Raw genomic sequence first — 26557 nt, 5'->3', positions numbered from 1 at the left:
AGTTCGGGTGGCCCGCCGCGTTCGGTACGGGGGTCGGCGGGCCTAGCTGAGCGCCTCGCGCTTCTTGATCCAGTACTGGTAAGGGTCGGCGGCGCCCTGGGTGAGGGCCTCCAGGACGTCGCCCTTCCCGCCCAGGATGATCTCCGTGATCTGCTCCGCCACGGCGTCCGCGTCGCCGGCCTCCAGCGCCGTCATCAGCCGGGTCTTGCGCTCCACCGACGCGCGAAGCCGCCACGGGTCTCCCCGCAGCAGGTAGCCGTAGCGCAGGGTGCGCCGCCAGATCATGCGCACGAGGTCGACGATGGTCGAGTTGGGACAGAAGCTGTAGAGCTCCGTATGGAACGCCCAGTTGATGTCCTGGTAGGCGGTGACGTCGCCCTTCTCGGCCGTTTCGCGCAGGTCGTGGAGGACGTGCCATAGCCTCTCGCGCTGCGCCGGGGTCATGGCTGGCACCGCCAGCCGCGCCGCGGCGGACTCGAGCAGCGCCCGCGTGTCGTAGAACTCCGCGGCGCGGCGCGGCTCGAGCGGGCTGACCGTCGCGCCCTTGCCGGGCACGAGCTCCACCAGGCCCTCTTGCGCCAACACCCTCAAGGCCTCGCGCAGCGGGGAGCGGCTGCAGCCTAGGGTCTCGGCGAGTTCGACCTCCGTGAGCGGGGCGTTGGGAGGGTACTCCCCCGTGATGATGCGCGACGAGAGCCACTCGACTATCTGCTCGGTGAGCGTGTAGCGCTTGATGCCTGTGGTCGGCGTTGCTTCGCTCAGCAACATCGGGAACCTCTACTTTCCTAGCGACCGGTCAACGGATCTGCACGATGAACTCGATCTCGACAGAGATGTTACTCGCCAGCGACGAGACGCCGATCGAGCTGCGCGCATGCCGACCGTTCTCCCCCAACAGCGCGATCCATAGGTCGGAGAACCCGTCGATCACCGCGCCGTGCTGCTGGAACTCCTCCGTGGCGTTCACGAACCCTAGCACCTTCACGACCCTCACGATGCGGTCGAGGTCGCCCAGGTACGACTTGAGGTTGCCGAGCGCCACCACGGCGCAGTTCCTGGCCGCTTGGTAGCCCTGTTCCACCGACAGGTCCCTACCCAGCTTGCCCTTCAGGCGTATCACGCCGTCGGGGTCCGTGGGGGCGTGTCCGCCCACATACAAGAAGTCTCCGACATGATTGACGGCCACGTTCTTGCCCTTGTTCCACACGCGCTCTGGCACGGCGAGGCCCATGGCGGCGAGGCGCTCCTCGAGCAGGCTCACAGCAGCCCCCGGTAGAGCTCGGCCTCCGAGGCGACGTGCGCGAAGCCGCCCCAGGCCGTCCCGTTGTCGACGACCTTCAAGAAGTACTCGCGGGCCGTGTCGGCGTTCCCCTCGTAGAGGTGCCAACAGGCCAGGCCGTAGTACGCGGCGAAGGCCAGGCCGCCCCGTTCGAACACCTCGACCAGCTGCGCCTCCGTCCACTCGCCCTTGTAGAAGAGGAGCCGCTTCAGGTACAGGTGGTTGTTCATCGTCGTGGCCATGTCCTTGTGGATGGGCCCGATGGCCGCCGCGGCGGCGGCGTGATCGCCGACGCGCCTCAGCGCCAGATAGACCCAGTCCGTGTAGGCCACGGTGTGGGACTCGTTCTCGGCCAGGGCGAGCGCCCGCTGGAAGGCGGTCAGCGCCTCGGGGAACTCGCCGAGCATCCAGTGCGAGAGGCCCAGGTGGTACCACACGTCGTTGGAGTAAGGAGCCAGCGTCCTGGCCCGCTCCAGATCGGCCTTCGCCAGCTCGAACTGCCGCATGTTCACGCGGTAGTGGCCGCGGTCGCATAGGAGGAGCGCGTGATCGGGGGACCGCCCGAGGGCGGCGTCGAGAACGGCGACGGCGTCGCGGTAGCGCGCGGCGCCGCTGGCCAGGGCCTTCGCGTAGGCTCGGACCTTGTCGGTATCGTCCGGGGCCGCCTCGTGAGCCGCGCGCGCCTCCGCGACCTTCTCCCCCAGCTCCTCCGCCTGCTCGCCCTGCGAGACGATCGAGTAGAGCGGGTCTCCGAGGATGCCGTACGTCTCCGGCTGCGCCGGCTCCAGCCCGTCGAGCAGCGCCAGCTCCAGCTCGCAGGCCGCGACGCCGAAGGCCGGCCAGAAGTCGGAGTCGGCCCCGGTCACGAAGTGGCGGCGCGCCGCCTCGACATCGCCGTTGGCCAGGTGCCACGTGCCGAGGCCGAACGACAAGGAGCCTTCCGACTTGGTGCCGGGCGTCTGGGCGGCCACCAGCTCGCTCTCCGTCAGGCCCCCCTGGTAGAAGCGGGCGCGCAGCTGATAGTTGAGGTTCTTGCCCTCGAGGTCGACGTCCCATTCGATGGTGGGGAGGAGCGCCCTCGCCACGGCCTCGTTCCCGCTGCGGCGCAGGGCGGTGTACTGCCACGTCCTGGCGGCCAGCCGACTCGAGGCGCTCGGGGTGACCTCCGCCGCCTTGTCGAAGGCCTCCGCCGCCTCGGCGAAGCTCAGCGAGAACCAGAGCGCCAGGGCGTAGTGGTACCAGGCGTCGAACGCGTCGGGAGCCAGGCGCACGGCCTTCTCCAGGTCTCTCAGCGCCGCCTCGACCGCCCTTAGGTTCACGTAGGTATGCCCACGCTCGATGAGCAGGTCGGCGGCGTCGGGCCACCGCTTCAGGCCGGCGGTCGCCCTGGCCACCGCCATCCGGTACCTTCCGGCTTCCCGTAGGGCCGCGATGAGCCGAACGCGCGCCGCGGGGCCGTCGTTCGCCGCCACCGCCCGCTCCGCTTCCGCGACCTTGGCGTCGAGGGCCCCGACGTCGGCCCCCGCACGGACCGGCGCCGCGAACAGCGGCTTGCCGAGGAACGAGACTGCTTCGGGCCTTATCGACATACGTTGCCACCTCTTCACTATCGGTGCGACCGTCCTCCGGAGGGTCTGGGCGGCGCACGGGGTGCGGCTAGTGTACATGGTCGACAGCCGACCGTTGACAACGAGCAATCCCCGCCCATATAGTCCAAGTTGGAGGTCCCAAACTGATCCACCAGGACTTTTGGCCTGCGCGACGTGTAACTAGCGCCGGGAGACCGATGGACCAGCTCGTGGCCGCGAGTCTCGCATCAGTGGGTGACGTCTGATTTATGGCATGCAGGAGGGAAGTAGCATGAAGAGAACCATCCTCGCCGTACTCGCATCGCTCGTGCTCTTGGCGGCGCCGAACTCTTTGGCCGCCAACCCGGGCGAACTCGTCATCGCCGTGGAGGCGTTGGGCGATCACCTCGACCCGCACCGCGCGCCGGGCAACTCCGCGCACGCGCTCATGGCGCTGTTCGACGGCATAACGCGCCTCGACAAGGACGGCAACCTGGCCCCGTCGCTCGCCTCCTCGTGGGAAGCCATCTCGGACACGACCTGGGTCTTCAACCTCCAGCAGGGTGTCAGGTTCCATAACGGCGAGGAGTTCAACGCCGACGTGGTCATCGCCAACCTCGAGCGCATGAGCGATCCAAACGAGCCTCGCGCCAGCTACTCGTTCGACGTCTTCGCCGGCTGGCGCAAGACGGGCGACTACCAGTTCGAGATCTCGACGGTGGCGCCGGACCCCCTCCTGCCCGCGCGCATGAAGAACTTCTTCATCGCCCCGCCGAGCATGCTCGCCAACCCCAAGAGCGACGATTTCAACCGTCACCCGATCGGCACCGGCCCCTTCAAGTTCGTCGAGTGGATCGCCTCCGATCGCGTGGTCCTCGAGGCCAACGAGGACTACTACCTCGGCGCGCCAGCGGTCAAGCGCCTGGTCTTCCGCGCCATCCCGGAAGCGTCCTCGCGCGTCTCGGAGCTGCTCGCCGGAGGCGTCGACATCGTGACCGGCCTGCAACCCGAGTTCATCGGCCTGGTCGACTCGAACGCCGGCACCCGGGTCGTGACCCGCGTCAGCCCGATCAACGAGGTCATCACGCTCCGCACCGACGTGGAAGGCCCGCTGCAGGACGTGCGCGTCAGGCAGGCGATGAACTACGCGGTCGACTTCGACACCATCATCGGCACGCTGTTGTCCGGCTACGCCCACCGCTACGCCACCGTGGTGCACCCGTTCGTCCTCGGCTTCAACCCGGACGTCGAGCCCTACCCCTACGACCCGGAGAAGGCCAAGTCCCTCCTCGCCGAGGCCGGCTACGCCAACGGCTTCTCCGTCGACTTCGACATCACGCCGTCCGTCGGCGGCACCAACAACATCGAGGTCGCGCAGGCGGTCGTCGCCTACCTCGGCGAGGTCGGCATCGACGTCAACCTGCGCGTGCACGAGTACGGCGTCATGCGCACGCTCGTGTACGGCGACCGCAGTGGCGCGCCGATGATCCGCTGGCAGTGGAAGACCTGGGACAACGACCCCGACGGCATCTTCTACGGCATGTTCCACTCCAAGGGGACCGGCACCTTCAACAACGACCCGGTGACGGACGAGATGATCGTCGCCGCCAGGTTCAACCTCGACCAGGAGGACCGCGCCCGCATCTACCGCGAGCTCCAGGAGCGGGTCAAGGAGCAGGCGACGCACATCTTCATGTACTACACGGACTCCATCTATGGGCTGTCCGACCGCGTCACGTGGGAACCGCGCATCGACGAGCGGCTCTACTTCTACGAGGCCGTCCTCAACGACTGACGTCATGGGCATGAGGGTCCGCTCCCAGCTTCTTCTGGGAGCGGACCCGAGACGCCTTCCGACTGCGAGGTGAACCCCTCCGGATGCTGACGTACGCCCTCCGCCGCATCGGACTGGCCGTGCCCACGCTGTTCGGCGTGCTGGTCACGGTCTTCTTGCTACTACGCATGCTCGGCGACCCGGCGGTCATGCTCATCCCGCCCGACACGACCATCACACCGGAGCAGCTCCGGGAGATCCGCCGCTCCATCGGCATCGACGAGCCGCTACCAGTCCAACTGTGGCTCTTCATCACCAACGCGGTGCGCGGCGACTTCGGCGTCTCCTACTACGGGGGCCAGGACGCCATGCGGAGCGTGATATCTCGCCTCGGCCCCACGCTCGAGCTCTCCCTCATCGCGCTCGCCTTCGCCGTGGCTGTCGGCGTGCCGCTCGGCATCGCGGCGGCCCTGAGGCGCAACTCGTTCGTCGACATCGGCATAAGCGCCGTCTCTCTCTTGGGAATGTCCATGCCGAACTTCTGGCTCGGCCTCATGCTCATCCTCGTCTTCGGCGTGCAGCTCAAGTGGCTGCCGATCTCCGGGCGTGGGGAGCTGCAGAACCTGATCTTGCCCGCCTTCACCCTGGGCGCCAGCATGGTCGCCATCGTCCAGCGCTTGATAAGGACGGACGTGCTCGAGACCCTGACGCAAGACTTCGTGCGCACGGCCAGGGCCAAGGGCGCGCCGCCTCGGGCCGTGGTGTGGCACCACACGCTCAAGAACGCCCTGATCCCGACCGTCACGGTCCTCGGCCTCCAGTTCGGCGCCCTGCTCGGGGGCTCCGTGGTCGTCGAGACCGTCTTCGCGTGGCCGGGGGTGGGGCGGCTGATGATCCAGTCGATCTCCAGCCGCGACTACCCGGTCGTGCAGGCCGCCGTGGTCCTGTTCGCCGTCTTCTTCGTGGCTATCAACCTCGTCGTCGACATCGTCTACGGCTTCCTCGATCCGAGGATCCGCTATGACTAGGTCGGCCTCCCTGAGGCGCTCGCTCCGCTACTTCGGGCGGAACAAGATGCTGGTCATCGGCTGCATCATGCTCGTCGTCCCGGTGGTGTGCGCCCTGGCCGCCCAGTGGCTGGCGCCCGCCGACCCGGGGGCGCAGACGTTGATCATGCGCCTGAAGCCGCCGTCCTGGCTGGGGGGCGACCCGCGTTTCCTGCTCGGGACGGACGGCCTGGGGCGCGACATCCTCTCGCGCCTGATCTACGGCGCCCGCGTGTCGCTGATCGTCGGCCTCACCGTCGTGGCCATCGGCGGCACGTTCGGGACGCTCGTCGGGCTCGTGTCCGGCTACGTCGGCGGGCTGTTCGACGCCATCGTCATGCGCGTGGTCGACGTCTTCCTCGCCTTCCCGTTCCTCGTGCTCGCCCTCGTGGTCATGGCCCTCACCGGTCCCGGGCTCGGCAACGTGATTCTCGTGCTCGGTTTCACGAGCTGGGTGCCGTACGCGCGCGTCGCGCGCGCCAAGGTCCTCGGCCTCAAGGAGCGGGAGTTCGTGGAAGCGTCGCAGGCGCTGGCCGCCGGCGCGTGGCGCGTGATGCTCCGCCACGTGCTGCCCAACATCTTCTCCTCCATCATCGTCATCGCTTCCTCGCGCGTCGCCACTGCCATCGTCTCCGAGGCGACCCTGTCGTTCCTCGGGCTCGGGGTCGGCGCCACCACCCCGTCCTGGGGCGCGAGCCTCTCGGACGGCAGGACCTACCTCCTCGTCGCCTGGTGGCCGGCGACGCTGCCAGGCCTGGCCATCATGCTGACCGTCCTGGCCATAAACCTGATCGGCGACGGCCTGCGCGACAGGCTCGACCCGCGCCTGAAGACCTGACCGGGTCCGTCGCCGACCGACCCGCGCTTCGAAGGAGTGACCGTAGATGAAGTCGATTACCATCGCAGGCGTCACCGTCCACCCGGGCGAGCACAAGCTCGTGCGCATCCCGGTGGCGCGCATGCCGCGCGGCGACACGCTGGAGCTGGTGGTGCGCGCCGTCGTTGGCCTGCACGACGGGCCGGTCCTCGGGCTCGAGTCCGGCTCGCACGGCGACGAGGCGTTCGCGATCAGGACCATCCACGAGGTGCTGGGCGGGCTCGACCCGACCACCTTGCGGGGCGCGGTCCTCGGCCTGCCGGTATGCAACCCCGTGGCGTTCGAGACGTTCACGCGGCTGACCGGGATCGGCATGACCACCGACGCCGTGAACCTCAACGTCGTCTTCCCGGGCTCCGCCTCCGGGTCGCTGGTGGCGCAGATGGCTCACGCCATCGCCACCGACTACCTGCCGCACCTCGACGCCCTCATCGACTTCCATAGCGGCGGCCTCGAGAGCGCCATCGACTACACGCTCGTCAAGCAGAGCGGCAGTCCCGTCTCGCCCCGCATCCTCGAGCTCTCGAAGGCGTTCGGCTCCGACTACCTGTCCATCACCCGCACGGAGCCCGACTCCGTCAGCTCCATCTCGGAGCTCGCCGAGTCGCTCGGGATCCCCGCGGTCGTCGCCATGCTCGGGGGCTCGGTCACCAGCGGCGACGACAAGGTGCTGGCGCGCTCCGTGGCGGGCGTGCACAACGTCATGCGCGTGCTCGGCATGCTGCCGGGCGCCCCGACACGCAACCCGCGGCAAGCCGTCATCGGCGACCGCAAGCTCGTCCGCCACCTGCAAGGCGGCGTCTTCATCCCGGCCGTCGGGTTCGACAAGCTGGGAGCGGTCGTGCCGAAGGGGACGCCCGTCGGCTCGGTGCGCGACGCCAACACCTTCGAGGCGCTCGAGGAGTACGTGGCGCCCTTCGACGAGACCATCCTCATCATGATCCGCGGAGTGTTCGGGCGCGTCTTCGCCGGGGACTACGCCTACATCTTCGGGGACGCCGCCACCGCTAAGCCCGCCTGACGACGGGCCGGCCCCGCCGCGACCGCCGGTACCCGGGCGGTCGCGGCGGGGCGCGACGTCAACCCGCGAGGTCGGGGTGGCGCGTCGACCAGTCGGTGGCCGCCTCGTACGTATGCGCCACGCGCAACATGTCCGCCTCGCAGAAGTGCTTCCCAGCCAGTTGGACCGACAGGGGCATGCCCTCGGCGTCGAACCCGCACGGCAAGGTCACGGCCGGGTTGCCGGACAGGCTGAACACGCGGGTTAGCTGGCCGGCGCTGGTGCCGACGCCGAAGATCCGCTCCTCGGCCTCCTTCCGCGACCCGACGTGGCCGCGCTGCCTGCTCTCCGGCGCGCCGCTGGGCGAGCCGGGGCTGGCCAGCACGTCGACGCCCTCGAACGCGGCCACGACCTCGAGGCTGACCACCTGCCGCGCGCGCTGCGCCTGCGCGACGACGCCCGCCGGCATGGCGGCGCCCACCATCGCGCTGATGCGCGTGTTCGCGTCGTACCCGAAGTAGTCCTCGAGCAGCTCGGAGCGGTGGTAGGAGTACGCCTCCGCGTCGATGAGGAGGGGGATCACGAAGCGCGTATCGCTCACCTTCGGGATGGAGACTGTGACGACCTCGGCTCCCAGCCCCTGCAGCACGCCGATCGCGTCCTCGAACGCGGCGCGCGCCTCGTCCCCGACCATGCGGCTGGTGAGCATGTCCTCCACCACCCCGATGCGCATGCCCTTCACGCCCCCGACCAAGGCGCTCGAGTAGTCTGGCACCGCCCTCGGGGTGGCGCTGAGGTCGCCCGGGTCGGCGCCGGCGATCACCCGGAGCACCGCTGCGGCGTCGGCGACGGAGCGCGTGACCGGACCGACGCAGTCGAGGCTCCACGCCAGCGGGAAGACCCCCTGCCGCGACGCGCGCCCCCACGTCGCCTTGAGCCCGACCACGCCGCAGAGCGCGGCGGGCGCTCGGATGGAGCCCCCGGTGTCGCCCCCGAGGCTGAACGTGCATAGGCCGGCCGCGACGCTGCTCGCCGAGCCGCTCGACGAGCCCCCCGGGTCGCGGCTCAGGTTCCACGGGTTCTTCGGCGTCCCGTACGGGAACTCCTGCGTGGGTCCCCAGTGGAACTCGTGGGTGTTCAGGGTCCCGAGGAACACGGCCCCGGCGGCCCGCAGCCTGGCGACGACCGTGGCGTCGGAGTCGGCCACGCGTCCGCGCCGCGAGCGCGAGCCGCCCGTCACCTCGACGCCGGCTACCTGGAACTGGTCCTTGACCGCGAACGGCAGCCCGTGCAGCGGACCCCTGACCACCCCGGACGCGCGCTCGGCGTCCGCCGCCTCGGCGGCCCGCAGGGCCTCGGGGCCGCAGACGGTGATGAAGGAGCGGAGCCCGGCATCGTAGGCCGCGATGCGGTCGAGGTACCGCTCCACCAACGCCTTGGACGTGAGCTCGCCCCGCGCCATCATCGCCGCCTGCTCGGCGCCGCTCATGAACGCGACGGCTTCGGCCGGCCCAGCGCTCATCGGAGGAGCACTCCGACGTGAGGCCACGGCTCCAGTTGGGTGTCGACGTAGTCGAGCTGCAGGAACCCGGCGACGATCGCGTTGATCCGCGCCGTCACCTCCTCCAGGTCGTCAGGCGGCACGACGAAGCCCTGCGCGCGCAGGACCCTGTCGACCTGCTCCAGGGTCACGGCATCCGAACCTATGAGTCCTTGCGTAACCATCAGCTCCTTCCGAGCGTCGGGTCTATGGCGTCCCTCAGCCAGTCGCCGAGGAAGTTCAGGGATAGGACGGTGAGTACGATCGCCACCCCAGGCAGGGTGGACAACCACCAAGCGACGGCCAGGTAGTCGCGACCGGTCGCGAGCATCATGCCCCAGGTCGGGACGGAGGGTGGCACCCCGAGACCGAGGAAGGTCAGGGAGGCCTCGGCGATGATCACGCTGCCCACGTGGAGGCTGGCGATGACGATCGTGGGGCCGACGATGTTCGGCAGGATGTGCTTGGCCATCAGGCGCGGGGCCTGGGCGCCGAGGCTCTCGGCCGCCTTGACGTACTCGATGTTGCGTAGCGCCAGGACTTGCGCCCTGACGACCCTCGCGTACTCCACCCAGCCCGTGAGGCTGAGGACCAAGACCACGTTCTTCAGGCTCGGCCCCAACGTGGCCATGAACACGACCGCGAGCAGCAGGAAGGGGAACGCCAGGAACACGTCCGTGATCCGCATGATCAGCGTCTCGACGCGCCCCCCGAGGTACCCGGCGAGGAGGCCGAGCGCCGAGCCGAACGCCGCGGCTATCAGGACGACCAGGAAGCCGACGGAGAGCGACACCCTGGCGCCGTTGACGAGGCGCGACAGGATGTCGCGACCAAGTTGGTCGGTGCCGAGAGGGTGCCCGGCCGCGGCAGGGGCCTGCGACATGGGCGCGACGAAACGGGCCCGCAGGTTCTGCTTGTCCGGGGAGACTAGGGGCAGCATGGGCGCCAGCGCGGCGGCCAGCGCGACGATGAGGATGTAGACGACGGCCGCCGTCGCGGCCTTGTTCCGAAGGAGCGAGCGGAGGGAGAGGCCGCGTGACTCGGAGCTCTGGGCGGCGGTGGTCGCCGGCGCCGAGTCAGTCATACCGGACCCTCGGATCGATCAAGGCGTACACCAGGTCGACGACCACGTTGACGAGCACGAACGCGGAGGCGATGACGATGATGGCCGACTGCACGATGGGGTAGTCGTAGTTGTTGATGGCGCTGATGAGCAGGCGCCCGATCCCCGGCCAGGCGAAGACGGTCTCCGTGATGATGGCGCCCCCGAGCAGGTAGCCCAGTTGCAGGCCGATGACCGTGACGACCGGTATCAGGGCGTTCCTCAACGCGTGCCCCAGCACGACCCGGTCCCGGCCAAGCCCTTTGGCCTTCGCGGTGCGGACGTAGTCTTGAGATAGGACGTCGAGCATGCACGAGCGCGTGAGGCGCGCGATGGTGGCTGCCAAGCCGGCGCCGAGCGACACCGCCGGCATGACCAGGTGCGCGAACGAGCCGTAGCCCGACGGCGGCAACAGGCGCAGCTGCACGCTGAACACCATGATGAGCATGATCGCCAGCCAGAAGTGCGGCGTGGCCCGGCCTATGACGGCCAGGAACGTGGCGATCTGGTCGAGGGCCTTCTTGCGGTTGACGGCGGCGACGACGCCCATGAGCATGCCGAACGGCACGCCGATGAGGAGGGCCGCGCCCGAGAGCAGCAGCGTGGCGGGCAGCCGCGAGATGACGAGCCTGAACGCGTCCGTGCCGTGGATGAAGGACGAACCGAAGTCGCCGACGAAGCTGCGGCCGATGAACCGCACGTACTGTTGCCATAGCGGCACGTCGAGCCCGAGGACGCGGCGCAAGGACTGCAGGTCCTCCATCGTGCCCTCGGGGCTGACGAGCAGGCGCGCCGGGTCGCCCACCGCCCGCAGGATCACGAACGCGAAGGTCGTAACCGCGAACACCACCAAGACCGCTTGCGCGATCCTTCTTGCGGAGTAAGAGAGCAAGTCCGGCTCCGATGCGGCAGCGAGCGTGGTTGGCCGGGGTTCACACCCCGGCCAACCTGATCTCGAGAGTAGGTGTCGCTTACCTCAGGCTCATGTCGACGCCGAGGATGTACTCGTCCTTGCGGGCGGTCCACCCGATACGTTCGTTGACGCCGTAGAGGTCGAGCTGGAGGTAGAGCGGGATCACGGGCAGGCTCGTGTAGAGGAGCTGCTGCAGCTCGATGGCCTGCGCGCGGCGCGTCTCCGGGTTCATCTCGGACACGAAGCGGTCGATGAGCGCGTCGAGCTCCGGGTCTGACATGTAGGAAGTGACGCCGCCGGTGCGCAGCAGCCCGGTCAGCGGGCTCGAGGCGTCGGGGAGCTGGGAGCCCCAGTTCCACATGAAGAGCGGGGGGACGGCGCCAGAGGTCTTGTCCGGGTTCCCCAGGTAGGTGTCGCGCTGGGTCTGGTCGGACACGACCTGCAGGTCGACCGTTATCCCGACCTCGCCGAGCATGGACGCGATGGCTTGCGCGATCTCGTCGCCCTTCGTCACCGTGGTCGGGCTGGTGGACATGCGCACGGTGAACCCGTCGGGGTAACCGGCTTCGACCAGCAACGAGCGCGAGAGGTCCGGGTCGTACGACTGGGCGGGGAGGTCGGCGTCGAAGCCGAACATGTCCGGACGGAAGAACGTGGCGAGCGGGGTGCCGTAGCCGTTCAGGACGCCGTCGATGAGGAGCTCGCGGTCGATGGCGTGGCTGATCGCCTGCCTGACGCGAGCGTCCTGCAGCGGCGCGAAGCCCCCGAGCTGGTCGACGTGGACGAACACGGTGCGGCGACCGCTGTTCGCCTCGACCCTCAGGGCCGGGTCGTTCTCGATGACGCTGACCGTGTCGTAGTTGACGCCGGTGATGAAGTCGACCCTACCGGTCTGCAGCTCGGCCAGCCGCGTGGAGACTTCCGGGATGGGGCGGAACACCAGCCGGTCTACCACCGGCTTGGTGCCCCAGTAGCCGTCGTACGCCTCGAGGGTCAGGTGATCGCCGACGGTCCAGTCGACGAAGCGGTAGGGGCCCGTGCCGACGGGGTTGCGCCCGAACTCCTCCTCGGAGACGCTGGCCGTGTAGACGGGCGGCACCATGTGGACGTCGGGCAGCCGCTCGATGAACATCGGATCGGTGGTGGACAGGTGGATCACGACCGTATGGTCGTCGACGACCTCCACCTCGCTGATGTGCTTGTAGCCGGAGTTGAGGCGCACGGCGTTCGGGTCGAGCAGGCGGGCGATGGAGTACTTGACCGCCTCGGCGTTGAACGGCTCGCCGTTATGGAACGTGACGCCCTCGCGCAGGTGGAACCGCCAGCTGAACTCGTCGACCTGCTCCCACGACGTGGCGAGCTTGGGGAGCACTTCCGTCATCTCGCCGTTGAGGGCGACCAGGCCTTCGTAGACGTTGTAGAGCAGGTGGCCGCCGTTGGCGCCACGCGACTTGTGGGGGTCGCCGGACGGTGGGTCGTCCGTGAGCCCGATCACTACCTCGACGGGGGCCTGCTGCGCGTGCACGAACATCGCCTGCAAGGGCAGGACGAGCAGCAGCGCGAGCCCAAGCAGCCTCGCCAGCCTGTTCACGGGTTCATTGCCTCGCTTCATCTTGTTCCTCCTGGTCTAGGCACTTAATGATTGTCGACGGTCGATTGTCGACTGAGGTAGCGGACTGACTCCCCTGTTCCTCGACTGCGATTGGGACGTACTGTAGACAATAGCTGCGCGCCTGTCAAGGCGTCTTGCGGCCCGGATGGCGCGATTGTCGACAATCGGCCGGCGCGGGCTCGATGACTACCGAGGGCCGCGAACCCCTCGACAGCGGTCGGGTGTTGGGTGTTACAGTTCACGCTACTCATGCCGGTAGCCGCTCGGCCGACACGCAGAAGGCGCCCACGCCTCGACGTCTGGACCATCGCCAGCGTCGTCTTCCTGCTCCTGGCGGTCGCCGGCTCCTCGCTGCCTCGCCGCGGTTCAGCCTAGCGGCCGTACTCCTCGAGCACGGCCGCCGCGGGAAGGACCCGACCGAACAGCTTGTCGAAGGCCCGCAAGGAGGCGTCGTGGGACTCCTGGTCCCTGGCGGAGCAGCCGTCGTCCACGATCGTGCAGTGGTAGCCGCGATCGGCGGCGTCGCGGGCCGTGGTCTCGACGCACGCGTCAGTGGCGACGCCGCAGAACACGAGGTGCTCGACCCCGAGGTTGCGCAGGAGCTGATCGATGCCCGTGGACGTGAAGGCGCTCTTGGTGGTCTTGTCCAGCACGAGGTCGCCCGCCGCCGGCGCTAGCTCTCCGTAGACCTCGTGCTCGAACGTCCCGACGTTCGCGATGATCCTGCGCCCGTAGCGCTCCAGGGTCCTGAGCGCCGAGTCGCGGTGGAACGGCATCACGTCCGACCAGTCGGGGAGGGCCGAGCCGAGCCGGAAGTAGATGACCCGCGCCTGGCTCCGCCTGGCGCGCTCGATCAGCTTGCGGACGTTGGGGATGACGACCTCGTTCATACGCCGGTCGCGGTAGGCGTACACCTCGGGGAAGTGCTCCTTGAAGACCGGCGTCCAGCCGCAGTCGGGGTGGCACGAGTAGTTCTGCATGTCGACGATGAGCAGCGCAGACTTCCTCGGCTCGATGGGCGGCCGGGGGTTGTCGGATGCCTTCGTCCTGGCCTTGGCCCAGGTCCCAACGTGGTCGTGCATCGACGCTCCTAACCCTGCTGTGAGGACGGCGAACGGGCGTGCCTCGCATGCCGGTTCGGCGGCCGAGCGAGCCGGAGAGGCGCGGCTGGCCGCGCTGCCCGTTGCCCTCCCCCAAGTCTCCTATGTACTATTACACCAATCACTACCGGGAGGTGACGACCACATAGAGACCACCGCCTCGAGGAGCATAGTTCCGGATGACCTCCAGCCGGCCGGCATAGCCCGCCCGCGCTGAACGTACCAAGGGAGCCCAAGATGAAAGTACTGAACCGCCTGTTGGCCCTCGCTGCGGCGCTGTCCCTGTCGGCAGCCGTAGCGCAAGGCGCGCCGCCCCAGTCCAGCTTCGTGCTCGGCATGTCCGCCGAGACCGCCACCTTCTACCCGCCCGGCACCGGTGGCCTGTTCGAGCGCAACAGCTTCCTGCAGATCTTCGACTCGCTCATGCACCGCGAAGCGGACGGTACCGTGGTGCCGCGCATCGCCACGGCGTGGGAGGCGGTCGACGCCACCACCTGGCGCTTCACCATCCGGCAGGGTGTGACCTTCACGAACGGCGAGGTCCTCGACGCGACCACGGTCAAGGAGAGCATCGACCTCTACCGGGCGCCCGAGAGCGTCGTGGCCTCGCGCTACCGCAGCATCGTCGAGGTCGTGGCGGTCGACGACCAGACCATCGAGATCCACACGAGCGTGCCAGACCCGTTCCTGCCGAACGCGCTGACCGACAACGCCTTCATACTGCCCACCAAGTACCTGGCCGAGGTCGGCAAGGAGCAGTTCGCCTCCAAGCCGATCGGCTCGGGCCCGTACCTGCTCAGCGACTGGGTGCGGGGCGATCGCATCGTGTTCTCCGCCAACCCCGACTACTGGAACGGCGTCGCAGGCATCCAGCAGGTCGTATGGCGCACCATCCCCGAGCCCTCCTCGCGCGTCGCCGCCCTCCAGAACGGCGAGGTCGACCTGATCTGGGAGATCCCGGCCATCCAGGTCCCGCTGCTCGAGCGCACCCCCGGCGTCCAGGTCCAGTCCGGCCCGTCGCCCCGCGCCGTCTACATCGGCCTGTGGCCCGATAGCCCCGTCGCCGGCGGCGAGCCGCTGCGCGACGTCCGCGTGCGCCAAGCGCTCAACTACGCCGTGAACAGGCAGGCGATCGTCCAGGCGCTGCAGCGCGGCTACGGCACTCTCATCAGCCAGCCCATCCCGCAGCCCACCTACCTCGGCTACGACCCGAGCATCGAGCCGTACCCCTACGACCCCGCCAAGGCCAAGGAGCTGCTGGCGGAGGCTGGCTACCCCAACGGCTTCACCATCGAGCTGCTCGCGACCGCGCGCTACCTCACGGCCGAGGAGTCGCAGGCCGTGGTCGCCGACCTGGCCGCCGTCGGCGTCACCGTCAAGCTCGTCGAGGTCGAGTACGGCCAGTTCGTCACGCGCCTGACGCAAGAGAAGTCCCAGTCGCCCATGTACTCGCTGTCCATCCAGGGCACGCAGGGCGTCGACGCCTACGAGATCTACAGCATCGCCATCGCCAGCACCGGGACGTTCAACTGGAACCACTACACGAACCCGGCCGTCGACGCGCTGGTGGCGCAGATGGCCAGCGAGTTCGACGACGCCACCCGCGCCGACCTCGCCAGACAGGCCGCCCAGCTCACGCACGACGATCCGCCGTGGATCTTCCTCTGGAACAACTCCTCGATCTACGGCCTCAAGGACGTCTGGCAGTGGCAGCAGCGCTCGGACGACCTGATCTCCGTCTACGAAGACGTCTCCTGGTAGATGAAGCCGCGGTTCCTGGTATCACGGCTGGCGCAAGCGGCCTTCGTGCTCCTGGGCGTGTCGTTCACCGTGTTCGCGCTGTCCCACCTGAGCGGCGACCCCGTATCGCTGATGGTGGGGCCGACGGCGACTCAAGCGGACATCGACGCCCTGCGCCGGTCGATGAACCTGGATCATCCGTTCTTCTCGCAGTACGCCGCCTTCCTCGGCGGCGTACTGCGGGGCGACTTCGGTACCAGCCTCTGGCAGCACCAACCCGCCATCGGTCTCGTCCTCGAGCGTTTCCCCTACACCATCCAGCTCGCGGCCGCCGCCCTGTTGCTGGCACTCCTGGTAGCCGTGCCGCTCGGGATCCTGAGCGCCGTGTTCCGCAACAGCTTCCTCGACCGGCTGGCCATCGGCACGTCGCTCGTCGGGCAGAGCGTCCCCGGCTTCTGGCTCGGGCTGCTGTTGATCCTGCTGTTCTCCGTGACCCTCCGACTGCTGCCGACGGGCGGTAGCGGCAGCCTCAAACACCTGATCCTGCCGGCCGTCACGCTCGCCTCCTTCACGATGGGCCGCATCGCGCGGCTCGTGCGCACCAACATGCTCGAAGTCCTCGGCAGCGACTCGCTGCGCACGGCCCGGGCCAAGGGGCTACGCGAGTTCACGGTCGTCATCAAGCACGGCCTGCGCAACGCCGCCATACCCATCGTCACGCTCATCGGACTCGACGCCAGCGCGCTGCTCGGCGGCGCCGTCATCACCGAGACGATCTTCGCCTGGCCCGGCCTCGGGCGCCTGGTCGTGCAGGCCATCAGCCAACGCGACTTCCCGCTCGTCCAGGCCGCGACGCTCTGCATCGCGGTGATCGTGGTCGGTGTCAACCTGCTCGTCGACCTCTCGTACTCGCTCCTCGACCCGCGGGTGAACGCCTAGCATGGCGGCCGAAACCGTCCCGACCGAGCGGCTACGCAGGCGCCGCGGCAAGCGCCGCATGCCCGCGACGATCGTGGTCTCCGCAGCGGTGCTCGCCGTCATAGTCGTCTCGGCGCTGGCGGCTCCCATCGTCGCGCCTCACGACCCGCTCGCCCAGGACCTCATCAACCGCTCGCTGCTCCCGCCGGCGTTCGCGGGCGGCGATTGGTCGTACCCGCTCGGCACGGACGCGCTCGGCCGCGACCTGCTCAGCCGCATCATCTATGGCGGGCGCGTATCCCTACTGGTCGGCCTCGCCGCCACCACCATCGCCGGTCTTCTCGGGCTGGTGATCGGCGTCCTATCTGGCTACTTCGGCGGCTGGATCGACATCGTGTTCATGCGTATCGCCGACGTGCAGCAGGCGTTCCCCTTCATCCTGCTCGCCATCGTCGTCATGGCCGTGTGGGGCCCCGGCCTGTTCAACCTCATCGTCGTGTTGGGCGTGACCGGCTGGGTGATATTCGCCCGCGTGGTCAGGTCCATCGTCCTGGTCCTCAAGGATCAGGAGTTCGTCCAGGCCGCTATCGCCCTCGGCACGTCGACGCCCAGGATCCTCTGGAAGCACATCCTCCCGGGCGTCACGAGCACGATGCTCGTGCTCGCCACCTTCGCGTTCGTCCAGTTCATCCTGGCCGAGGCCGCGCTGAGCTTCCTCGGCCTCGGCGTGCCGCCGCCCGCGCCGACGTGGGGCGGCATCCTCTCGGAAGGCCGGGTCTACATGGTCATGGCGTGGTGGATCACGGCCCTGCCAGGCGTGGCCATCCTCCTGACAGTCCTCACCGTCAACCTGATCGGCGACTGGGTGCGCGACCGCCTCGACCCGCGCCTTCGCCACTGACACGCGCTTCCTCACGACACTAGGAGGGAACAGTTGCCCCAATCGGTCAAAGACGAAGCCACGCTGCTCGCGTTCTGCGAGCGGCACGAACTTCCCGTGCGCCGTCTCGGCACTACGCTCTTCGGCCGCGGCATCCACGCCATCGACCTTCCAGGTCGCGACCTTCCGGGTCGCGCGCTCTCCGGGCGCAACGCGCCGCCGCCCATCGTCATCACTTCCGGCTCGCACGCTACCGAGCCGGCCGGCGTCCTCGCGGCCCTCACCCTCGCCAAGGAGCTCGACCTCGACCGGCGCGTAGTGATCGTCCCGATCCGCGACCCCCTCGGCTGGGAAGGCTACGCCAACTACCTGTCGTTGGCGTCCGGCACGGACGTCACGCTCGAGCCGGACACGGACCTCGGCGAGCTCCTCTCCGCGCTCGGCACGGTTCTGTACCGCGAGGACGACCTCGTCATCTCCCAGGTCGGCGAGGTCGCGTTCCTCGCCCGACCGGTCGCAAAGGCCGGTCGCGGGCCCATGGACATCTGGAAGCACCTCCACGACGTGCTCGACGCCGACCAGGGCGTCGTCAGGACGTTGCAGTCCCGCCGCCTCGTGTTGCCGGAGAACCTGCCGGACGTCGAGGGCTGCGGGGTCTACGACCACGCCTTCACGGCCTGGGTCACGCCCGAGGGCGGCGTCGGCAACTTCAACCGGCTCTTCTCCTTCCACGACGCGCCCGTCGAGGTCGCCGTCATCGGCGACCTGGTGCGCGAGCTGCGTCCGGAGCTGGTGATCGACCTGCACGAGAGCCAGGGGAGCAAGTTCTCCATCTTCGCCCACCCGGAGTTGCGGCCCGGCGCCACCGAGGTCTACTTCGGCGCGACCGGCGCGGTGTTCGCCGCCGGCCACCCGATCGAACGGGTCGAGGACATCGTGCCGATCATCGGGGCCGCCCACGCCGCGAAGTTCACGGACGAGGGCGGCGGCGTGTTCACCGGCCTCAACGAGTTCCCGGGCCAGGGGTGGCAGTTCACCCACCTCTGTGCCGAGCTGGGCGCCGTGACGGTCGTGAACGAGACGGGCCGGTGGCAACCGCTGGCGACGCGCGTCGAGCAGCAGGTGCTGGCCGCCCGCGGCGCCGTCTTCGCCTACCTGAACGCGGGGGCCTTCGAACGCGGCCGCGCCTACGCGCCCGGCCGAACCGCCCATGGCTGAGCGCGCACCCCTCACCCCGGAAGGGGCCGTCGCGCTCGGCGCGGCGGTCGGCCTCCACGTGCCGAGCGACCTGGCCGGTGGGGTGGCGGCCCGCCTGAACGCCGTGGCGTCCGCGGCCGAGCGTTGGCGCCCCACCGTCGACCGCGACGTCGTCCCGTTCCTCGACTTCGAGTTGCCGCGCCCCGAGGCGGCCGGGGCTGGAGCGGCGGGCGCTCGGGTCCGCCAGGCAGCGAGCGCCGCCGCCACGGGGCCGGGACCGACCGGCGGCACCGGACCGACCGATCGCACGTGGCCGGCCCGCACGCCCGACGACGCCGGTGACCTCTTCGACCTCGCCGCGAGCATCCGCGAGCGCCGCCTGTCGCCCGTCGCGGTGGCGGAGGAGAAGCTCCGCGCGATCGCCGCGCTCAACGGCGAGCTCATCGCCTACCTGACGGTCGCCGGCGAGCGGGCGCTGGCCGACGCCGAGCGCGCAGAGCGGGAGCTCGCGCAAGGCGTCTACCGCGGCCCGCTGCACGGCGTGCCCATCGCCCACAAGGACCTCATCCCCACCAAGGGGATCCGCACGACCTACCACACGGCCGCCTTCAAGGACAACGTGCCGGACGAGGACGCGCCGATCGTGAAGCGCCTCGCGCGCGCCGGGACGGTGCTGCTCGGCAAGGCCAACACACTCGAACTCGGCAGCGGCGACGGCGACGTCTTCGGTCTGGCGCGCAACCCGTGGGACCCGGCCAGGCAGGTGGGCGGCTCGAGCTCCGGTTCGGCCGTCGCGGTGGCGGCGGGGCTGGCCGCCGCCGCCACCGGCACGGACGCGGGCGGCTCCATCCGCATCCCCGCGGCGTTCTGCGGCATCGTCGGCGTCAAGCCGACCGCCGGGCTGGTCGAGGTGAGCAAGGGCACCAACGGCATCTCGGTGACGGGCCCCATGACGAGGACTACCCGCGACGCCGCGCTGATGCTCGAGGTAATGACCGGCGATACGGGCCTGACGGAGCGCGTGACGGGCGACGTAGCCGGCCTCACCGTCGGCATGCCCGTCGACTGGCTCGACACGCCCCTCGAGGACGAGATCGCGAGCAGCATGCAGCACGCGCTCGACGTCCTGCGTGGCCTGGGGGCCAGCGTCCGCGAGGTGCGCCTGCCGCACGCCAGCGCCAGCGAGGTCCTCGGCGGGGTAGTCACCCACGTCGACAACTTCGCCAAGTACCGGTTCCTCCTCGAGCAGGGCGCCCAACTCGGGAAGTTCGTCCACGAGCTCCTCCTCGCGGCCGAGCTCTACCCGGCGGCGGCCTACCGCCTCGGCCAGCGGCTCCGGCGGCTCATGGTGGAGGAAGTGACGGCGGCGCACGCGACGGCCGACATCCTGATCACGCCCATGGTGCCGTACCGGGCGGCGCGCCTCGGCGAGACCGAGCTCCGCATCGGCGCCACCACGGTCAACCCCCGCACCGGTCAGGGGCGTTTCACGCGGCTGAGCAACCTCACCGGCTTCCCCAGCTTGAGCGTGCCCACCGGGTTCGACTCGAACGGCATGCCGCTCTCCGTGCAGCTCCACGGCCGCCCGTTCGAGGAGGCCGTCATCCTCTCAGCCGCTCGAGCCATAGAGCTCAACAACGACAAGCGCTCCGCGCGCCCCAGATTCCACGCCTGAGCCAGGCAGCCAAGGACGGTCACACCATGCTCCTGAACCGCGACAAAGCCCGCCAGATGATGCGTGAAGAAGGCCTCGACGCGCTGGTCGTCGCCTACACCGAGAACGTCATCGTCTTCACTGATTTCATGCACGTGAACAGCAACCGGATCAAGCCGCGCCTCAACTACGTCGTCTTCTTCGCCGACGAAGAGCGCACGCCCGTCTTCCTCGTCCCCCACCAGGACTTCGACGACGCCAAGCGCCAGACGTGGATCACTGACGTGCGTCCGACCGCCGAGTACGTCTACCCCGGTCGCCCCAACGTCGTCGTCGACAAGGTCGGGGCCGTGTGCGACATCGTCCGCGCCGCCGGTCTCGAGCGCGGCGTGATCGGCTTCGAGAACGCCTCGCTGCCTTACGACGTTCACGAGGCGCTCGTCGCCGGTCTGCCGAACGCGACCTTCAAGCCGGCGAGCCCGCTGCTCGCCAGGCTCCGGGCGATCAAGAGCGAGGAAGAGCTCAGGCGCATCCGCAAGGCGATGGACGCCACGCAGGCCGGCGCCCGCGCGATCATGAACAACGTCCGGGCGGGCATCACGGAGAAGGAGTTGGCGGCCCTCGCCAAGGAGGCCTGCCTGGCCGCCGGCGGCGAGTACGTCGACTTCCTCATCGTGGGCGCCGCCGAGAACGGCGCCATCGTCCACGGCACCCCGACCGACTACGCTCTCAAGGAGGGCGACATCGTGCGCTTCGACCTCGGCGCCGTCTACGGCTCGTACCCGGGCGACTTCGCCCGCACGTACGTGGTCGGGTCGCACCCAAGCGCCGAGGACGCCCGGCTCTACGCCGCCGTCAGGGCCGCGGTCGAGGCCGGCGTCGAGGCCGTGAGGCCGGGCGCGACCGCCGGCGACGTCTACGCCGCGATGCTGCGCGCCGGCCAGGCCATCGACCCGCAGCTGTACCGCGAGCACGCCGGCCACGGCGTCGGCCTGGAGATCCACGAGGAGCCCATGATCTACCAGGGCTCCGAGTTCGTCCTCGAGCCGGGCATGGTCGTGATGATCGAGTGCGGCCGCTACATCCTCGGCCAGGCCGGGTACCAGCTTGAGGACCTCGTGCTCGTCACGCCAGCCGGGCACGAGCTCATGACCGACGTGCCCCGCGACCTGGTGGTCGGCTCCTAGCCGTGGCGCAGGTCGATCTCGCCCTGTTGGGGGCCGGCGGCATCAACACGGTCGTCGCGCAAGCCGTTCGCGCCGGGCGGCTGCCCGGCGTCCGGATAGTGGCCGTCGCCGGCTCCAGCGTCAGCTCGGCGGGCGCCAAGCAGCTCGCGAGCGAGCTCGGCGCGCAGGTCGTCGCGCCGACCGACCTCGCGAGCTGCGGCGCCGCGTGGGTGCTCGAGGCGGCCGGTGGCGCGGCCGTCCGCGCCCACGTGCCCGGACTGTGGGCGGCCGGCATCAACACGATCGTGATGAGCGTCGGCGCCATGCTCGACGAGCACGTCTACGCCGCGTACCAGCGCAGGGGCGGCGTGCAGGTCGTGTTGCCGAGCGGTGGCATCGCCGGGCTGGACGGCGTGCGCGCGTTGGCCGCCGTCGACGGGCTCACCACGGCGCGGATAACCTCGACCAAGAAGCCGGCCGGCTTGCGTGGCGCGCCCTACTTGGAGCAGAACGGGATCGAGCTGCCTGAGGACCGGGCCGTGACGGTCTTCGAGGGCAGCGCGCGCGAGGCCGTCGTCGGGTTCCCGGCGAACGTCAACGTCGCGGTCGCGCTCAGCCTGGCCGGCATCGGCCCCGACCTGACCAGGGTGGTCGTGCGCTCCGATCCGAGCGCCGAGGGTGTCATGCAGCTGATCGAGGCCTCCGGACCCTTGGCCAGCCTGGAGGTGAAGATCCGGTCCCAACCGAGCCCTCAGAACCCTCGCACCTCCTACCTGGCGGGAGCGGCCGCAGTATCCGCCGTGCGCGCGATTGGGTAGTCTAGTGGGAAACCTAATGAGCGGCGGGCTGTGAAGATGTCTGGCAAGGGCACACGTTTGAAGCAGGTGATCATCGACCGCATCCGGTCGGGCGACTACCCGGTCGGCCACCGGTTGACCAGCGCGCGAACCGCGGCCAACGAGTTCGGCGTCCACTCGAACACCGTCAGCCGCATCTACCGGGAGCTGGCTGACAACGGCATCGTGCGCACCGTCCACGGCAGCGGCACGTTCGTGGTCAGCGTGCCCGGCCCTGAGCACGGGGTGGGGGCGGTCGACGAGCTGTCGTCCTCCCTCACTGCCCTGGCCGAGCAGGCCCGCCACCTCGGCTTGTCGCGCCAAGCGTGGGACGAGCTCGTGGCCGAGAGCGCCGATCAGGCGTTCCTCGGCTCCGAGCCGGGCATCTGGATGGTGGAGTGCAGCAGGAAGGACGTCGAGGAGCTGTCGCTCCGGCTGTCGACGCTGCTGCGCCGCAGCGTGAACCCGCTGCTCGTCGACGAGGTCCCTCGCCAGCTCCACGACTGCGGCCCCGACGACATCTTCTTGACGACGCCGTTCCACTACGAGGAGGTCTCCGCCATGCTGGAGGCGGAGAGGTCGCTCCTCAACGTGAACGTCGTGCCCACGACGGACACCCTGGTGGCCTTCGCCCAACTGGAGCCCGGCGCCGACATCAACATCGTGTCGGCCAACAGACCCACGCTGGAACGCCTCGTGCGCATGGTGAAGACGTACGCCCGGGCGACGCCCGGCTGCGCCACCCTCATCGACGCGCCGGAGGCGCCCGCCGCGGTCCGCTCGGCGCGGGTGCTCGTCGACACGCAGTCCATCCACGAGCGCGTCATGGGCTGGGCGCCTACCGGGCAGGTCCTGACCGTCCGCTACCAGATAGAACCCACCTCCGTCGCTTACGTTCGGGAAGTGTTGCGGATGCGCGAGCTCGTGCCTGGGCATGCGGAGCTCGTCGGGCAGCTCTAGACTGGGCGCCAAGGCGCTCACGGGCTCATCCGGCCGGCGTGTCATGCGCTAGCGAGGCGAGGACGACCGGTCCGGGACCGGCCAGCCGCTCACCCGCCCACGATCTCGTTCAGTCCCTCCACGGCCAAGTCGACCTCTTCCGGCGTCGCCTTGCCGATGAGGTCGCCCACCCTCTCCACGGCCAACGTGCGGACCTGACTCACCTTCACCCACGAACGCCTCGGCAGCCCGGGCGCGCGCGACTCCAGGGTGAGCGGGAACCCGGCTCTGGGCTCCTGGCTGGTGAGGGCGACGGCGATCACGGTACCCGACCTCTCGTTGAACACGTCATGGCTTATGACCAGCACGGGCCGGCGCCCATCCTGCTCACTGCCGCGAGCGGGGCTCAGGTCAGCCCAGCGGACTTCGCCCCTCAGTACCGCGGCCACGCAGCCAAGTCGGACGTCAGGCCCTCTTCCGCGAAGGCCTGCTCCTCGGCGGGGTCGATGGCGTTGAGCGCCATTATGAGCCTAGTGCGCTTGAGCCTCGTCAGCTTCTCGACCACGGCCGACTCGATGGCCAGGCTGCGGTTGACGAACCGCCGCTGCCTCACGAACTCATCTAGTTCCTCGAGCACCTTGCGCTCGATCGTGATGGCTACCTTCGCCTTGGACACGTCCGACTCCGTAGTATTACCAGGCATCATACCGCCTCCGCATGCACCTAGCCTGGCACGCGACGAGGCCGGGCGCTCGCCGGCCTGGGCCGCCGCCGAGTATCCCTAGTCTTGCCGGGCGGCAAGACCGCCCAACCGGCCGCCGAGCGTTAACGCGTGCTCCAGCTGAACCACCGCACCCCGACGAACACCCCCACGACGCCGTAGACGACTATCGCGATCACCCCGGCGGTGCCGCGCCAACCCCAGCTCGTCAGGCCGACGGCGCCGGCGTACGCGTCGATGAGCGCGCCCACCGGCGTCCACTCGCCCACGGCCTGCACCGTCGGCCCCAGGGCACCGCTCACCCCGATCAGGCCGAGCAGCAGTAGGACGATGTAGGCGAAGCGGCTCACGCGGCGCTCACCACCGCCGCCGACCGCACGAGGGCGACGAGCGCCTGCGCCAGGGCCAGGAACATGGCCCCGCCCAGGACGGAGACGCCGAGCAGCAGTAGGAGCTGCCCCGCACCGAAGGCGGCGTGGTGCAGAGCGGTGGCCACGATCACGACGATCACCGTCATCACCAGGTCGGCCACGAGCTGCAGCAGCAGGCGGCTGCCCATGATCTGCCAGGTCGGCGTGGGGGTGAGGCGCAGGCGCTGGAAGACGCCCGCTTCGCGGTCGCGGGCCAACGCGATCGAGTACCCGAACAGGCTGGACGTCATGAGCCCGATCGTCAGCGCCAACGCGATGGCGAAGGCGTCGCCGCCGATGGCGCCGGCGAGAGCGCTCGAGGTGCCCCGGCGACCCAACAACACCACGATGAAGACGGGCACGATGAAGTTGAGCATCAGGACGACCGCGCTGTGCGTGATTGCGATGAAGTCGGCGCGCAGCAGCGCGGCGAAGGTACCGGCCCGCCCTGGTCTCTTCGCTACGGGTTCAGTCACGGAGATCACTACCCGTCAGAGCGATGAACACGTCTTCGAGGGTCACGGTGCCGTGCGCAACGCTCAGGACGCGCGGGTCGTCCTGGTACTTGGCGATCAGGTCCGAAGGCGCGCTGACCGTGACGAGCTTGCCATGATCGATGATCGCCAGCCGCGCGCACACGGCCTGCGCCTCCTCCATCGAGTGCGTCGTGAGGAGGACGCTCCCACCCGCCCCCTGCTGCTTCCGGATACGGTCCCACAGGCTCCGGCGCGACTGCGGGTCGAGGCCCGCCGTCGGCTCGTCGAGCAACAGCAGGGGCGCGTCGTGGATCAGCGCGATCAGCATGGAGAACCGCTGCTGCTGCCCGCCGGAGAGGGATTTGAACGGCTTGCCCAGCTCGCCCTCCAGCCCGAAGCCGCGCAGGCGGTCCACGAGCTCGTCGTCGCCGATCATCACGCCGTAGAGGCCCGCGTACAGCCGCGCCAACTGCTTGATGCTCAGCTGCGGCTGGAAGCTCGCCTCCTGCAGCAGCACGCCCACGCGAGCCCGGGCAGAAAGCGGGTCGCGCTGGACGTCGATGCAGTCGACGATCACCTTGCCGCCGACCGGCCTCAGCAACCCCTCGATGGCGCTCAAGGTGCTGGTCTTCCCCGCTCCGTTCGGCCCGAGCAGCCCGAAGATCTCGCTGCGGTGAACCTGGAAGCTCACGCCGTCGACGGCGGTCTTGCTGCCGTAACTCACCACCAGGTCCTGGACGTCGAGGATGGGGGCGGGCGGTGAGGCTTCGGCCATGCGGACTCCCAGGTGCGGGGGTGTCGGGCGCCCGGGTCGAGCGTCGGGCGGTCCCGCGCGTGCACGTAACGATAGGTCCGTAGGGGCGTCGCGGGTGTCCGTTCGTCACGGGCGTTGCGGCGCGGGTTCCTGTGGCCGCGAAGCCCCGGCTCCTCGGGCTGCCCTGCCGAGGGCTTGACGGACGGCGCGAGTCGCGCGTATATTCAACCATCATGTATAGAACCGATCGGTTGAATAGGCGAGACTGGAGAGATGTCGCGGGTCGATGAGTTGAGCCGCACCTTCGCCGCGCTCGCGGACCCCACGCGCCGGGCCCTCCTCGCCCGGCTCGCGGAGGGCTCCTCGACGGTGGGGGAGCTCGCCGAACCGTTCGAGATGACCTTGGCCGCCGTCTCGAAACACTTGCGCGCGCTCGAGAACGCCGGCCTCGTGCATCGCGGTCGCAACGCCCAGTACCGTCCGGCATCTCTCGACGCGCGCCCGTTGCGCGCCGCCGCCGCTTGGCTCGGCGACTACCGGCGGTTCTGGGTCGACAGCTTCGACGCCCTCGACGACCATCTGATCACTCTCACGAACAAGGAAGAGGAGAAGCCATGACAGGGATCACCACCGACGGCAACACGATCGACTGGACCGGCGAGTTCGTCGAGGTCGCCCCTTACGAGCGCCTCGTGTTCACCATCACGGACCGGCCGGCAGAGCCCGGAAGGGCCACGATCGTCGTCGAGCTCACGCCCACCCCGAGCGGGACCCGGATGCGCTTCACCCAGGAGACCCCCGGCTTCACGCCCGAACAGCAGCAAGGCGTGCTCGCCGGCTGGCAATCGTTCATCGATGTGCTGGGGCAGATCGTCGTGGTGTAGCGCGGTCGGGATGCTCGCTCATCGAGCGGCTGGGCGGTCGCATGTCGCCGACCGGGCGAATTTTGGTGGGCCCTGCTGGGTTCGAACCAGCGACCAATCGATTATGAGTCGACTGCTCTAACCGCTGAGCTAAGGGCCCTAGCCACCACCGCGACCGAAGGCGCCCATATG

At 69.2% G+C, this 26557-nt stretch carries 28 protein-coding genes and 1 tRNA gene; 14 read left to right on the top strand and 15 right to left on the bottom strand.

All coding sequences use genetic code 11. The features are described 5' to 3' along the window. Window positions 1–42: 42 nt before the first annotated feature. The 3 genes from M9914_10225 to M9914_10215 are packed head-to-tail and all read right to left on the bottom strand — an operon-like array spanning window position 43 to window position 2868. Entirely contained in the window at window positions 43–768 is a 726-nt protein-coding gene (locus tag M9914_10225; GenBank protein ID MCO5174553.1) for a GntR family transcriptional regulator, read from the bottom strand. 28 nt (window positions 769–796) lie between these two features. Then, the gene (locus M9914_10220) at window positions 797–1261 is read right to left on the bottom strand and encodes a RidA family protein (protein MCO5174552.1); all 465 of its coding nucleotides are present in this window, start codon (window positions 1259–1261) and stop codon (window positions 797–799) included. Continuing rightward, the gene (locus M9914_10215) at window positions 1258–2868 is read right to left on the bottom strand and encodes a tetratricopeptide repeat protein (GenBank protein ID MCO5174551.1); all 1611 of its coding nucleotides are present in this window, start codon (window positions 2866–2868) and stop codon (window positions 1258–1260) included. Before M9914_10215 ends, M9914_10220 begins: the two co-directional genes overlap by 4 nt. A 271-nt stretch (window positions 2869–3139) precedes the next feature. Here M9914_10215 and M9914_10210 point away from each other — a divergent pair, with 271 nt between their 5' ends. The 4 genes from M9914_10210 to M9914_10195 all read left to right on the top strand — a co-directional run bounded on the left by M9914_10210 (window position 3140) and on the right by M9914_10195 (window position 7565). Beyond that, window positions 3140–4642: an ABC transporter substrate-binding protein gene (locus M9914_10210; protein MCO5174550.1), complete on the top strand. Its 1503-nt coding sequence runs from the start codon at window positions 3140–3142 to the stop codon at window positions 4640–4642. Between the two features lie 83 nt (window positions 4643–4725). Further along, the gene (locus M9914_10205) at window positions 4726–5649 is read left to right on the top strand and encodes an ABC transporter permease (protein ID MCO5174549.1); all 924 of its coding nucleotides are present in this window, start codon (window positions 4726–4728) and stop codon (window positions 5647–5649) included. Next, window positions 5642–6505, top strand: a complete 864-nt coding sequence (locus tag M9914_10200) for an ABC transporter permease (GenBank protein ID MCO5174548.1) — start codon at window positions 5642–5644, stop codon at window positions 6503–6505. The genes M9914_10205 and M9914_10200 overlap by 8 nt, the downstream gene beginning before the upstream one ends. 46 nt (window positions 6506–6551) lie before the next feature. Then, window positions 6552–7565 carry a succinylglutamate desuccinylase/aspartoacylase family protein gene (locus tag M9914_10195; protein MCO5174547.1) on the top strand — a complete coding sequence of 338 codons (1014 nt, stop codon included), beginning with the start codon at window positions 6552–6554 and terminating at the stop codon, window positions 7563–7565. Window positions 7566–7623: 58 nt separating this feature from the next. Here the strand turns inward: M9914_10195 and M9914_10190 are convergent, their stop codons facing one another. From M9914_10190 to M9914_10165, 6 genes are all read right to left on the bottom strand, one after another. After that, on the bottom strand, window positions 7624–9066 hold the full coding sequence (locus M9914_10190) for an amidase (protein MCO5174546.1): 1443 nt from the start codon (window positions 9064–9066) through the stop codon (window positions 7624–7626). Next, a complete protein-coding gene (locus M9914_10185; protein ID MCO5174545.1) occupies window positions 9063–9269 on the bottom strand; it encodes a hypothetical protein in 207 nt (68 codons plus the stop codon). The genes M9914_10190 and M9914_10185 overlap by 4 nt, the downstream gene beginning before the upstream one ends. Beyond that, on the bottom strand, window positions 9269–10168 hold the full coding sequence (locus M9914_10180; protein ID MCO5174544.1) for an ABC transporter permease: 900 nt from the start codon (window positions 10166–10168) through the stop codon (window positions 9269–9271). Before M9914_10180 ends, M9914_10185 begins: the two co-directional genes overlap by 1 nt. Further along, window positions 10161–11078: an ABC transporter permease gene (locus M9914_10175; protein MCO5174543.1), complete on the bottom strand. Its 918-nt coding sequence runs from the start codon at window positions 11076–11078 to the stop codon at window positions 10161–10163. The genes M9914_10180 and M9914_10175 overlap by 8 nt, the downstream gene beginning before the upstream one ends. Window positions 11079–11157: 79 nt before the next feature. After that, a complete protein-coding gene (locus M9914_10170) occupies window positions 11158–12711 on the bottom strand; it encodes an ABC transporter substrate-binding protein (GenBank protein ID MCO5174542.1) in 1554 nt (517 codons plus the stop codon). Window positions 12712–13082: 371 nt separating this feature from the next. Next, on the bottom strand, window positions 13083–13793 hold the full coding sequence (locus M9914_10165; GenBank protein MCO5174541.1) for a cysteine hydrolase: 711 nt from the start codon (window positions 13791–13793) through the stop codon (window positions 13083–13085). 255 nt (window positions 13794–14048) lie between these two features. On the opposite strand from M9914_10165, the gene M9914_10160 reads away from it, so the two are divergent. The 8 genes from M9914_10160 to M9914_10125 are packed head-to-tail and all read left to right on the top strand — an operon-like array spanning window position 14049 to window position 23162. Continuing rightward, window positions 14049–15572, top strand: a complete 1524-nt coding sequence (locus tag M9914_10160; protein MCO5174540.1) for an ABC transporter substrate-binding protein — start codon at window positions 14049–14051, stop codon at window positions 15570–15572. Continuing rightward, on the top strand, window positions 15573–16490 hold the full coding sequence (locus M9914_10155; protein MCO5174539.1) for an ABC transporter permease: 918 nt from the start codon (window positions 15573–15575) through the stop codon (window positions 16488–16490). A gap of 1 nt (window position 16491) precedes the next feature. Next, entirely contained in the window at window positions 16492–17370 is an 879-nt protein-coding gene (locus M9914_10150; GenBank protein ID MCO5174538.1) for an ABC transporter permease, read from the top strand. Window positions 17371–17403: 33 nt separating this feature from the next. Further along, window positions 17404–18567 (top strand): hypothetical protein, encoded by a 1164-nt coding sequence (locus tag M9914_10145; GenBank protein ID MCO5174537.1) that lies wholly within the window; start codon window positions 17404–17406, stop codon window positions 18565–18567. Next, a complete protein-coding gene (locus tag M9914_10140; GenBank protein ID MCO5174536.1) occupies window positions 18560–20221 on the top strand; it encodes an amidase in 1662 nt (553 codons plus the stop codon). Before M9914_10145 ends, M9914_10140 begins: the two co-directional genes overlap by 8 nt. 56 nt (window positions 20222–20277) lie before the next feature. Then, complete coding sequence (locus tag M9914_10135; GenBank protein ID MCO5174535.1) at window positions 20278–21387, top strand: Xaa-Pro peptidase family protein; 1110 nt, start codon at window positions 20278–20280, stop codon at window positions 21385–21387. A gap of 2 nt (window positions 21388–21389) precedes the next feature. After that, complete coding sequence (locus M9914_10130; protein MCO5174534.1) at window positions 21390–22184, top strand: DUF108 domain-containing protein; 795 nt, start codon at window positions 21390–21392, stop codon at window positions 22182–22184. A 36-nt stretch (window positions 22185–22220) separates the two neighbouring features. Continuing rightward, window positions 22221–23162, top strand: coding sequence for a GntR family transcriptional regulator (locus M9914_10125; protein MCO5174533.1), 942 nt, complete (start codon window positions 22221–22223; stop codon window positions 23160–23162). Between the two features lie 89 nt (window positions 23163–23251). Here M9914_10125 and M9914_10120 read toward each other — a convergent pair whose 3' ends face one another. The 5 genes from M9914_10120 to M9914_10100 all read right to left on the bottom strand — a co-directional run bounded on the left by M9914_10120 (window position 23252) and on the right by M9914_10100 (window position 25523). Further along, window positions 23252–23590 (bottom strand): type II toxin-antitoxin system PemK/MazF family toxin, encoded by a 339-nt coding sequence (locus M9914_10120; GenBank protein MCO5174532.1) that lies wholly within the window; start codon window positions 23588–23590, stop codon window positions 23252–23254. Further along, the gene (locus M9914_10115) at window positions 23575–23844 is read right to left on the bottom strand and encodes a ribbon-helix-helix domain-containing protein (protein ID MCO5174531.1); all 270 of its coding nucleotides are present in this window, start codon (window positions 23842–23844) and stop codon (window positions 23575–23577) included. The genes M9914_10120 and M9914_10115 overlap by 16 nt, the downstream gene beginning before the upstream one ends. 122 nt (window positions 23845–23966) lie before the next feature. Continuing rightward, complete coding sequence (locus M9914_10110; GenBank protein ID MCO5174530.1) at window positions 23967–24212, bottom strand: hypothetical protein; 246 nt, start codon at window positions 24210–24212, stop codon at window positions 23967–23969. After that, complete coding sequence (locus M9914_10105) at window positions 24209–24748, bottom strand: ABC transporter permease (GenBank protein ID MCO5174529.1); 540 nt, start codon at window positions 24746–24748, stop codon at window positions 24209–24211. Before M9914_10105 ends, M9914_10110 begins: the two co-directional genes overlap by 4 nt. Next, entirely contained in the window at window positions 24741–25523 is a 783-nt protein-coding gene (locus M9914_10100) for an ABC transporter ATP-binding protein (protein MCO5174528.1), read from the bottom strand. The genes M9914_10105 and M9914_10100 overlap by 8 nt, the downstream gene beginning before the upstream one ends. 252 nt (window positions 25524–25775) lie before the next feature. Here M9914_10100 and M9914_10095 point away from each other — a divergent pair, with 252 nt between their 5' ends. Both M9914_10095 and M9914_10090 read left to right on the top strand, forming a co-directional pair. After that, window positions 25776–26120, top strand: a complete 345-nt coding sequence (locus M9914_10095; GenBank protein ID MCO5174527.1) for a metalloregulator ArsR/SmtB family transcription factor — start codon at window positions 25776–25778, stop codon at window positions 26118–26120. Further along, window positions 26117–26386 (top strand): SRPBCC domain-containing protein, encoded by a 270-nt coding sequence (locus M9914_10090; protein MCO5174526.1) that lies wholly within the window; start codon window positions 26117–26119, stop codon window positions 26384–26386. Before M9914_10095 ends, M9914_10090 begins: the two co-directional genes overlap by 4 nt. Before the next feature lie 63 nt (window positions 26387–26449). Here the strand turns inward: M9914_10090 and M9914_10085 are convergent. Then, window positions 26450–26525: transfer RNA gene (locus M9914_10085), tRNA-Ile, on the bottom strand. Between the last annotated feature and the right edge of the window lie 32 nt (window positions 26526–26557).

The organism is Trueperaceae bacterium, from assembly GCA_023954415.1.
In the GTDB taxonomy this organism is placed as follows: domain Bacteria; phylum Deinococcota; class Deinococci; order Deinococcales; family Trueperaceae; genus JAAYYF01.
This window is presented reverse-complemented; position numbering and strand designations above follow the sequence as displayed.

Excerpts from the sequence above, each read along its gene's own strand:
- M9914_10225 (MCO5174553.1), bottom strand. The coding sequence starts at position 768 with ATGTTGCTGAGCGAAGCAACGCCGACCACAGGCATCAAGCGCTACACG.
- M9914_10215 (MCO5174551.1), bottom strand. The coding sequence starts at position 2,868 with ATGTCGATAAGGCCCGAAGCAGTCTCGTTCCTCGGCAAGCCGCTGTTC.
- M9914_10210 (MCO5174550.1), top strand. The coding sequence starts at position 3,140 with ATGAAGAGAACCATCCTCGCCGTACTCGCATCGCTCGTGCTCTTGGCG.
- M9914_10205 (MCO5174549.1), top strand. The coding sequence starts at position 4,726 with ATGCTGACGTACGCCCTCCGCCGCATCGGACTGGCCGTGCCCACGCTG.
- M9914_10200 (MCO5174548.1), top strand. The coding sequence starts at position 5,642 with ATGACTAGGTCGGCCTCCCTGAGGCGCTCGCTCCGCTACTTCGGGCGG.
- M9914_10195 (MCO5174547.1), top strand. The coding sequence starts at position 6,552 with ATGAAGTCGATTACCATCGCAGGCGTCACCGTCCACCCGGGCGAGCAC.
- M9914_10190 (MCO5174546.1), bottom strand. The coding sequence starts at position 9,066 with ATGAGCGCTGGGCCGGCCGAAGCCGTCGCGTTCATGAGCGGCGCCGAG.
- M9914_10185 (MCO5174545.1), bottom strand. The coding sequence starts at position 9,269 with ATGGTTACGCAAGGACTCATAGGTTCGGATGCCGTGACCCTGGAGCAG.
- M9914_10180 (MCO5174544.1), bottom strand. The coding sequence starts at position 10,168 with ATGACTGACTCGGCGCCGGCGACCACCGCCGCCCAGAGCTCCGAGTCA.
- M9914_10170 (MCO5174542.1), bottom strand. The coding sequence starts at position 12,711 with ATGAAGCGAGGCAATGAACCCGTGAACAGGCTGGCGAGGCTGCTTGGG.
- M9914_10165 (MCO5174541.1), bottom strand. The coding sequence starts at position 13,793 with ATGCACGACCACGTTGGGACCTGGGCCAAGGCCAGGACGAAGGCATCC.
- M9914_10160 (MCO5174540.1), top strand. The coding sequence starts at position 14,049 with ATGAAAGTACTGAACCGCCTGTTGGCCCTCGCTGCGGCGCTGTCCCTG.
- M9914_10155 (MCO5174539.1), top strand. The coding sequence starts at position 15,573 with ATGAAGCCGCGGTTCCTGGTATCACGGCTGGCGCAAGCGGCCTTCGTG.
- M9914_10150 (MCO5174538.1), top strand. The coding sequence starts at position 16,492 with ATGGCGGCCGAAACCGTCCCGACCGAGCGGCTACGCAGGCGCCGCGGC.
- M9914_10140 (MCO5174536.1), top strand. The coding sequence starts at position 18,560 with ATGGCTGAGCGCGCACCCCTCACCCCGGAAGGGGCCGTCGCGCTCGGC.
- M9914_10135 (MCO5174535.1), top strand. The coding sequence starts at position 20,278 with ATGATGCGTGAAGAAGGCCTCGACGCGCTGGTCGTCGCCTACACCGAG.
- M9914_10125 (MCO5174533.1), top strand. The coding sequence starts at position 22,221 with ATGTCTGGCAAGGGCACACGTTTGAAGCAGGTGATCATCGACCGCATC.
- M9914_10115 (MCO5174531.1), bottom strand. The coding sequence starts at position 23,844 with ATGCCTGGTAATACTACGGAGTCGGACGTGTCCAAGGCGAAGGTAGCC.
- M9914_10100 (MCO5174528.1), bottom strand. The coding sequence starts at position 25,523 with ATGGCCGAAGCCTCACCGCCCGCCCCCATCCTCGACGTCCAGGACCTG.
- M9914_10095 (MCO5174527.1), top strand. The coding sequence starts at position 25,776 with ATGTCGCGGGTCGATGAGTTGAGCCGCACCTTCGCCGCGCTCGCGGAC.
- M9914_10090 (MCO5174526.1), top strand. The coding sequence starts at position 26,117 with ATGACAGGGATCACCACCGACGGCAACACGATCGACTGGACCGGCGAG.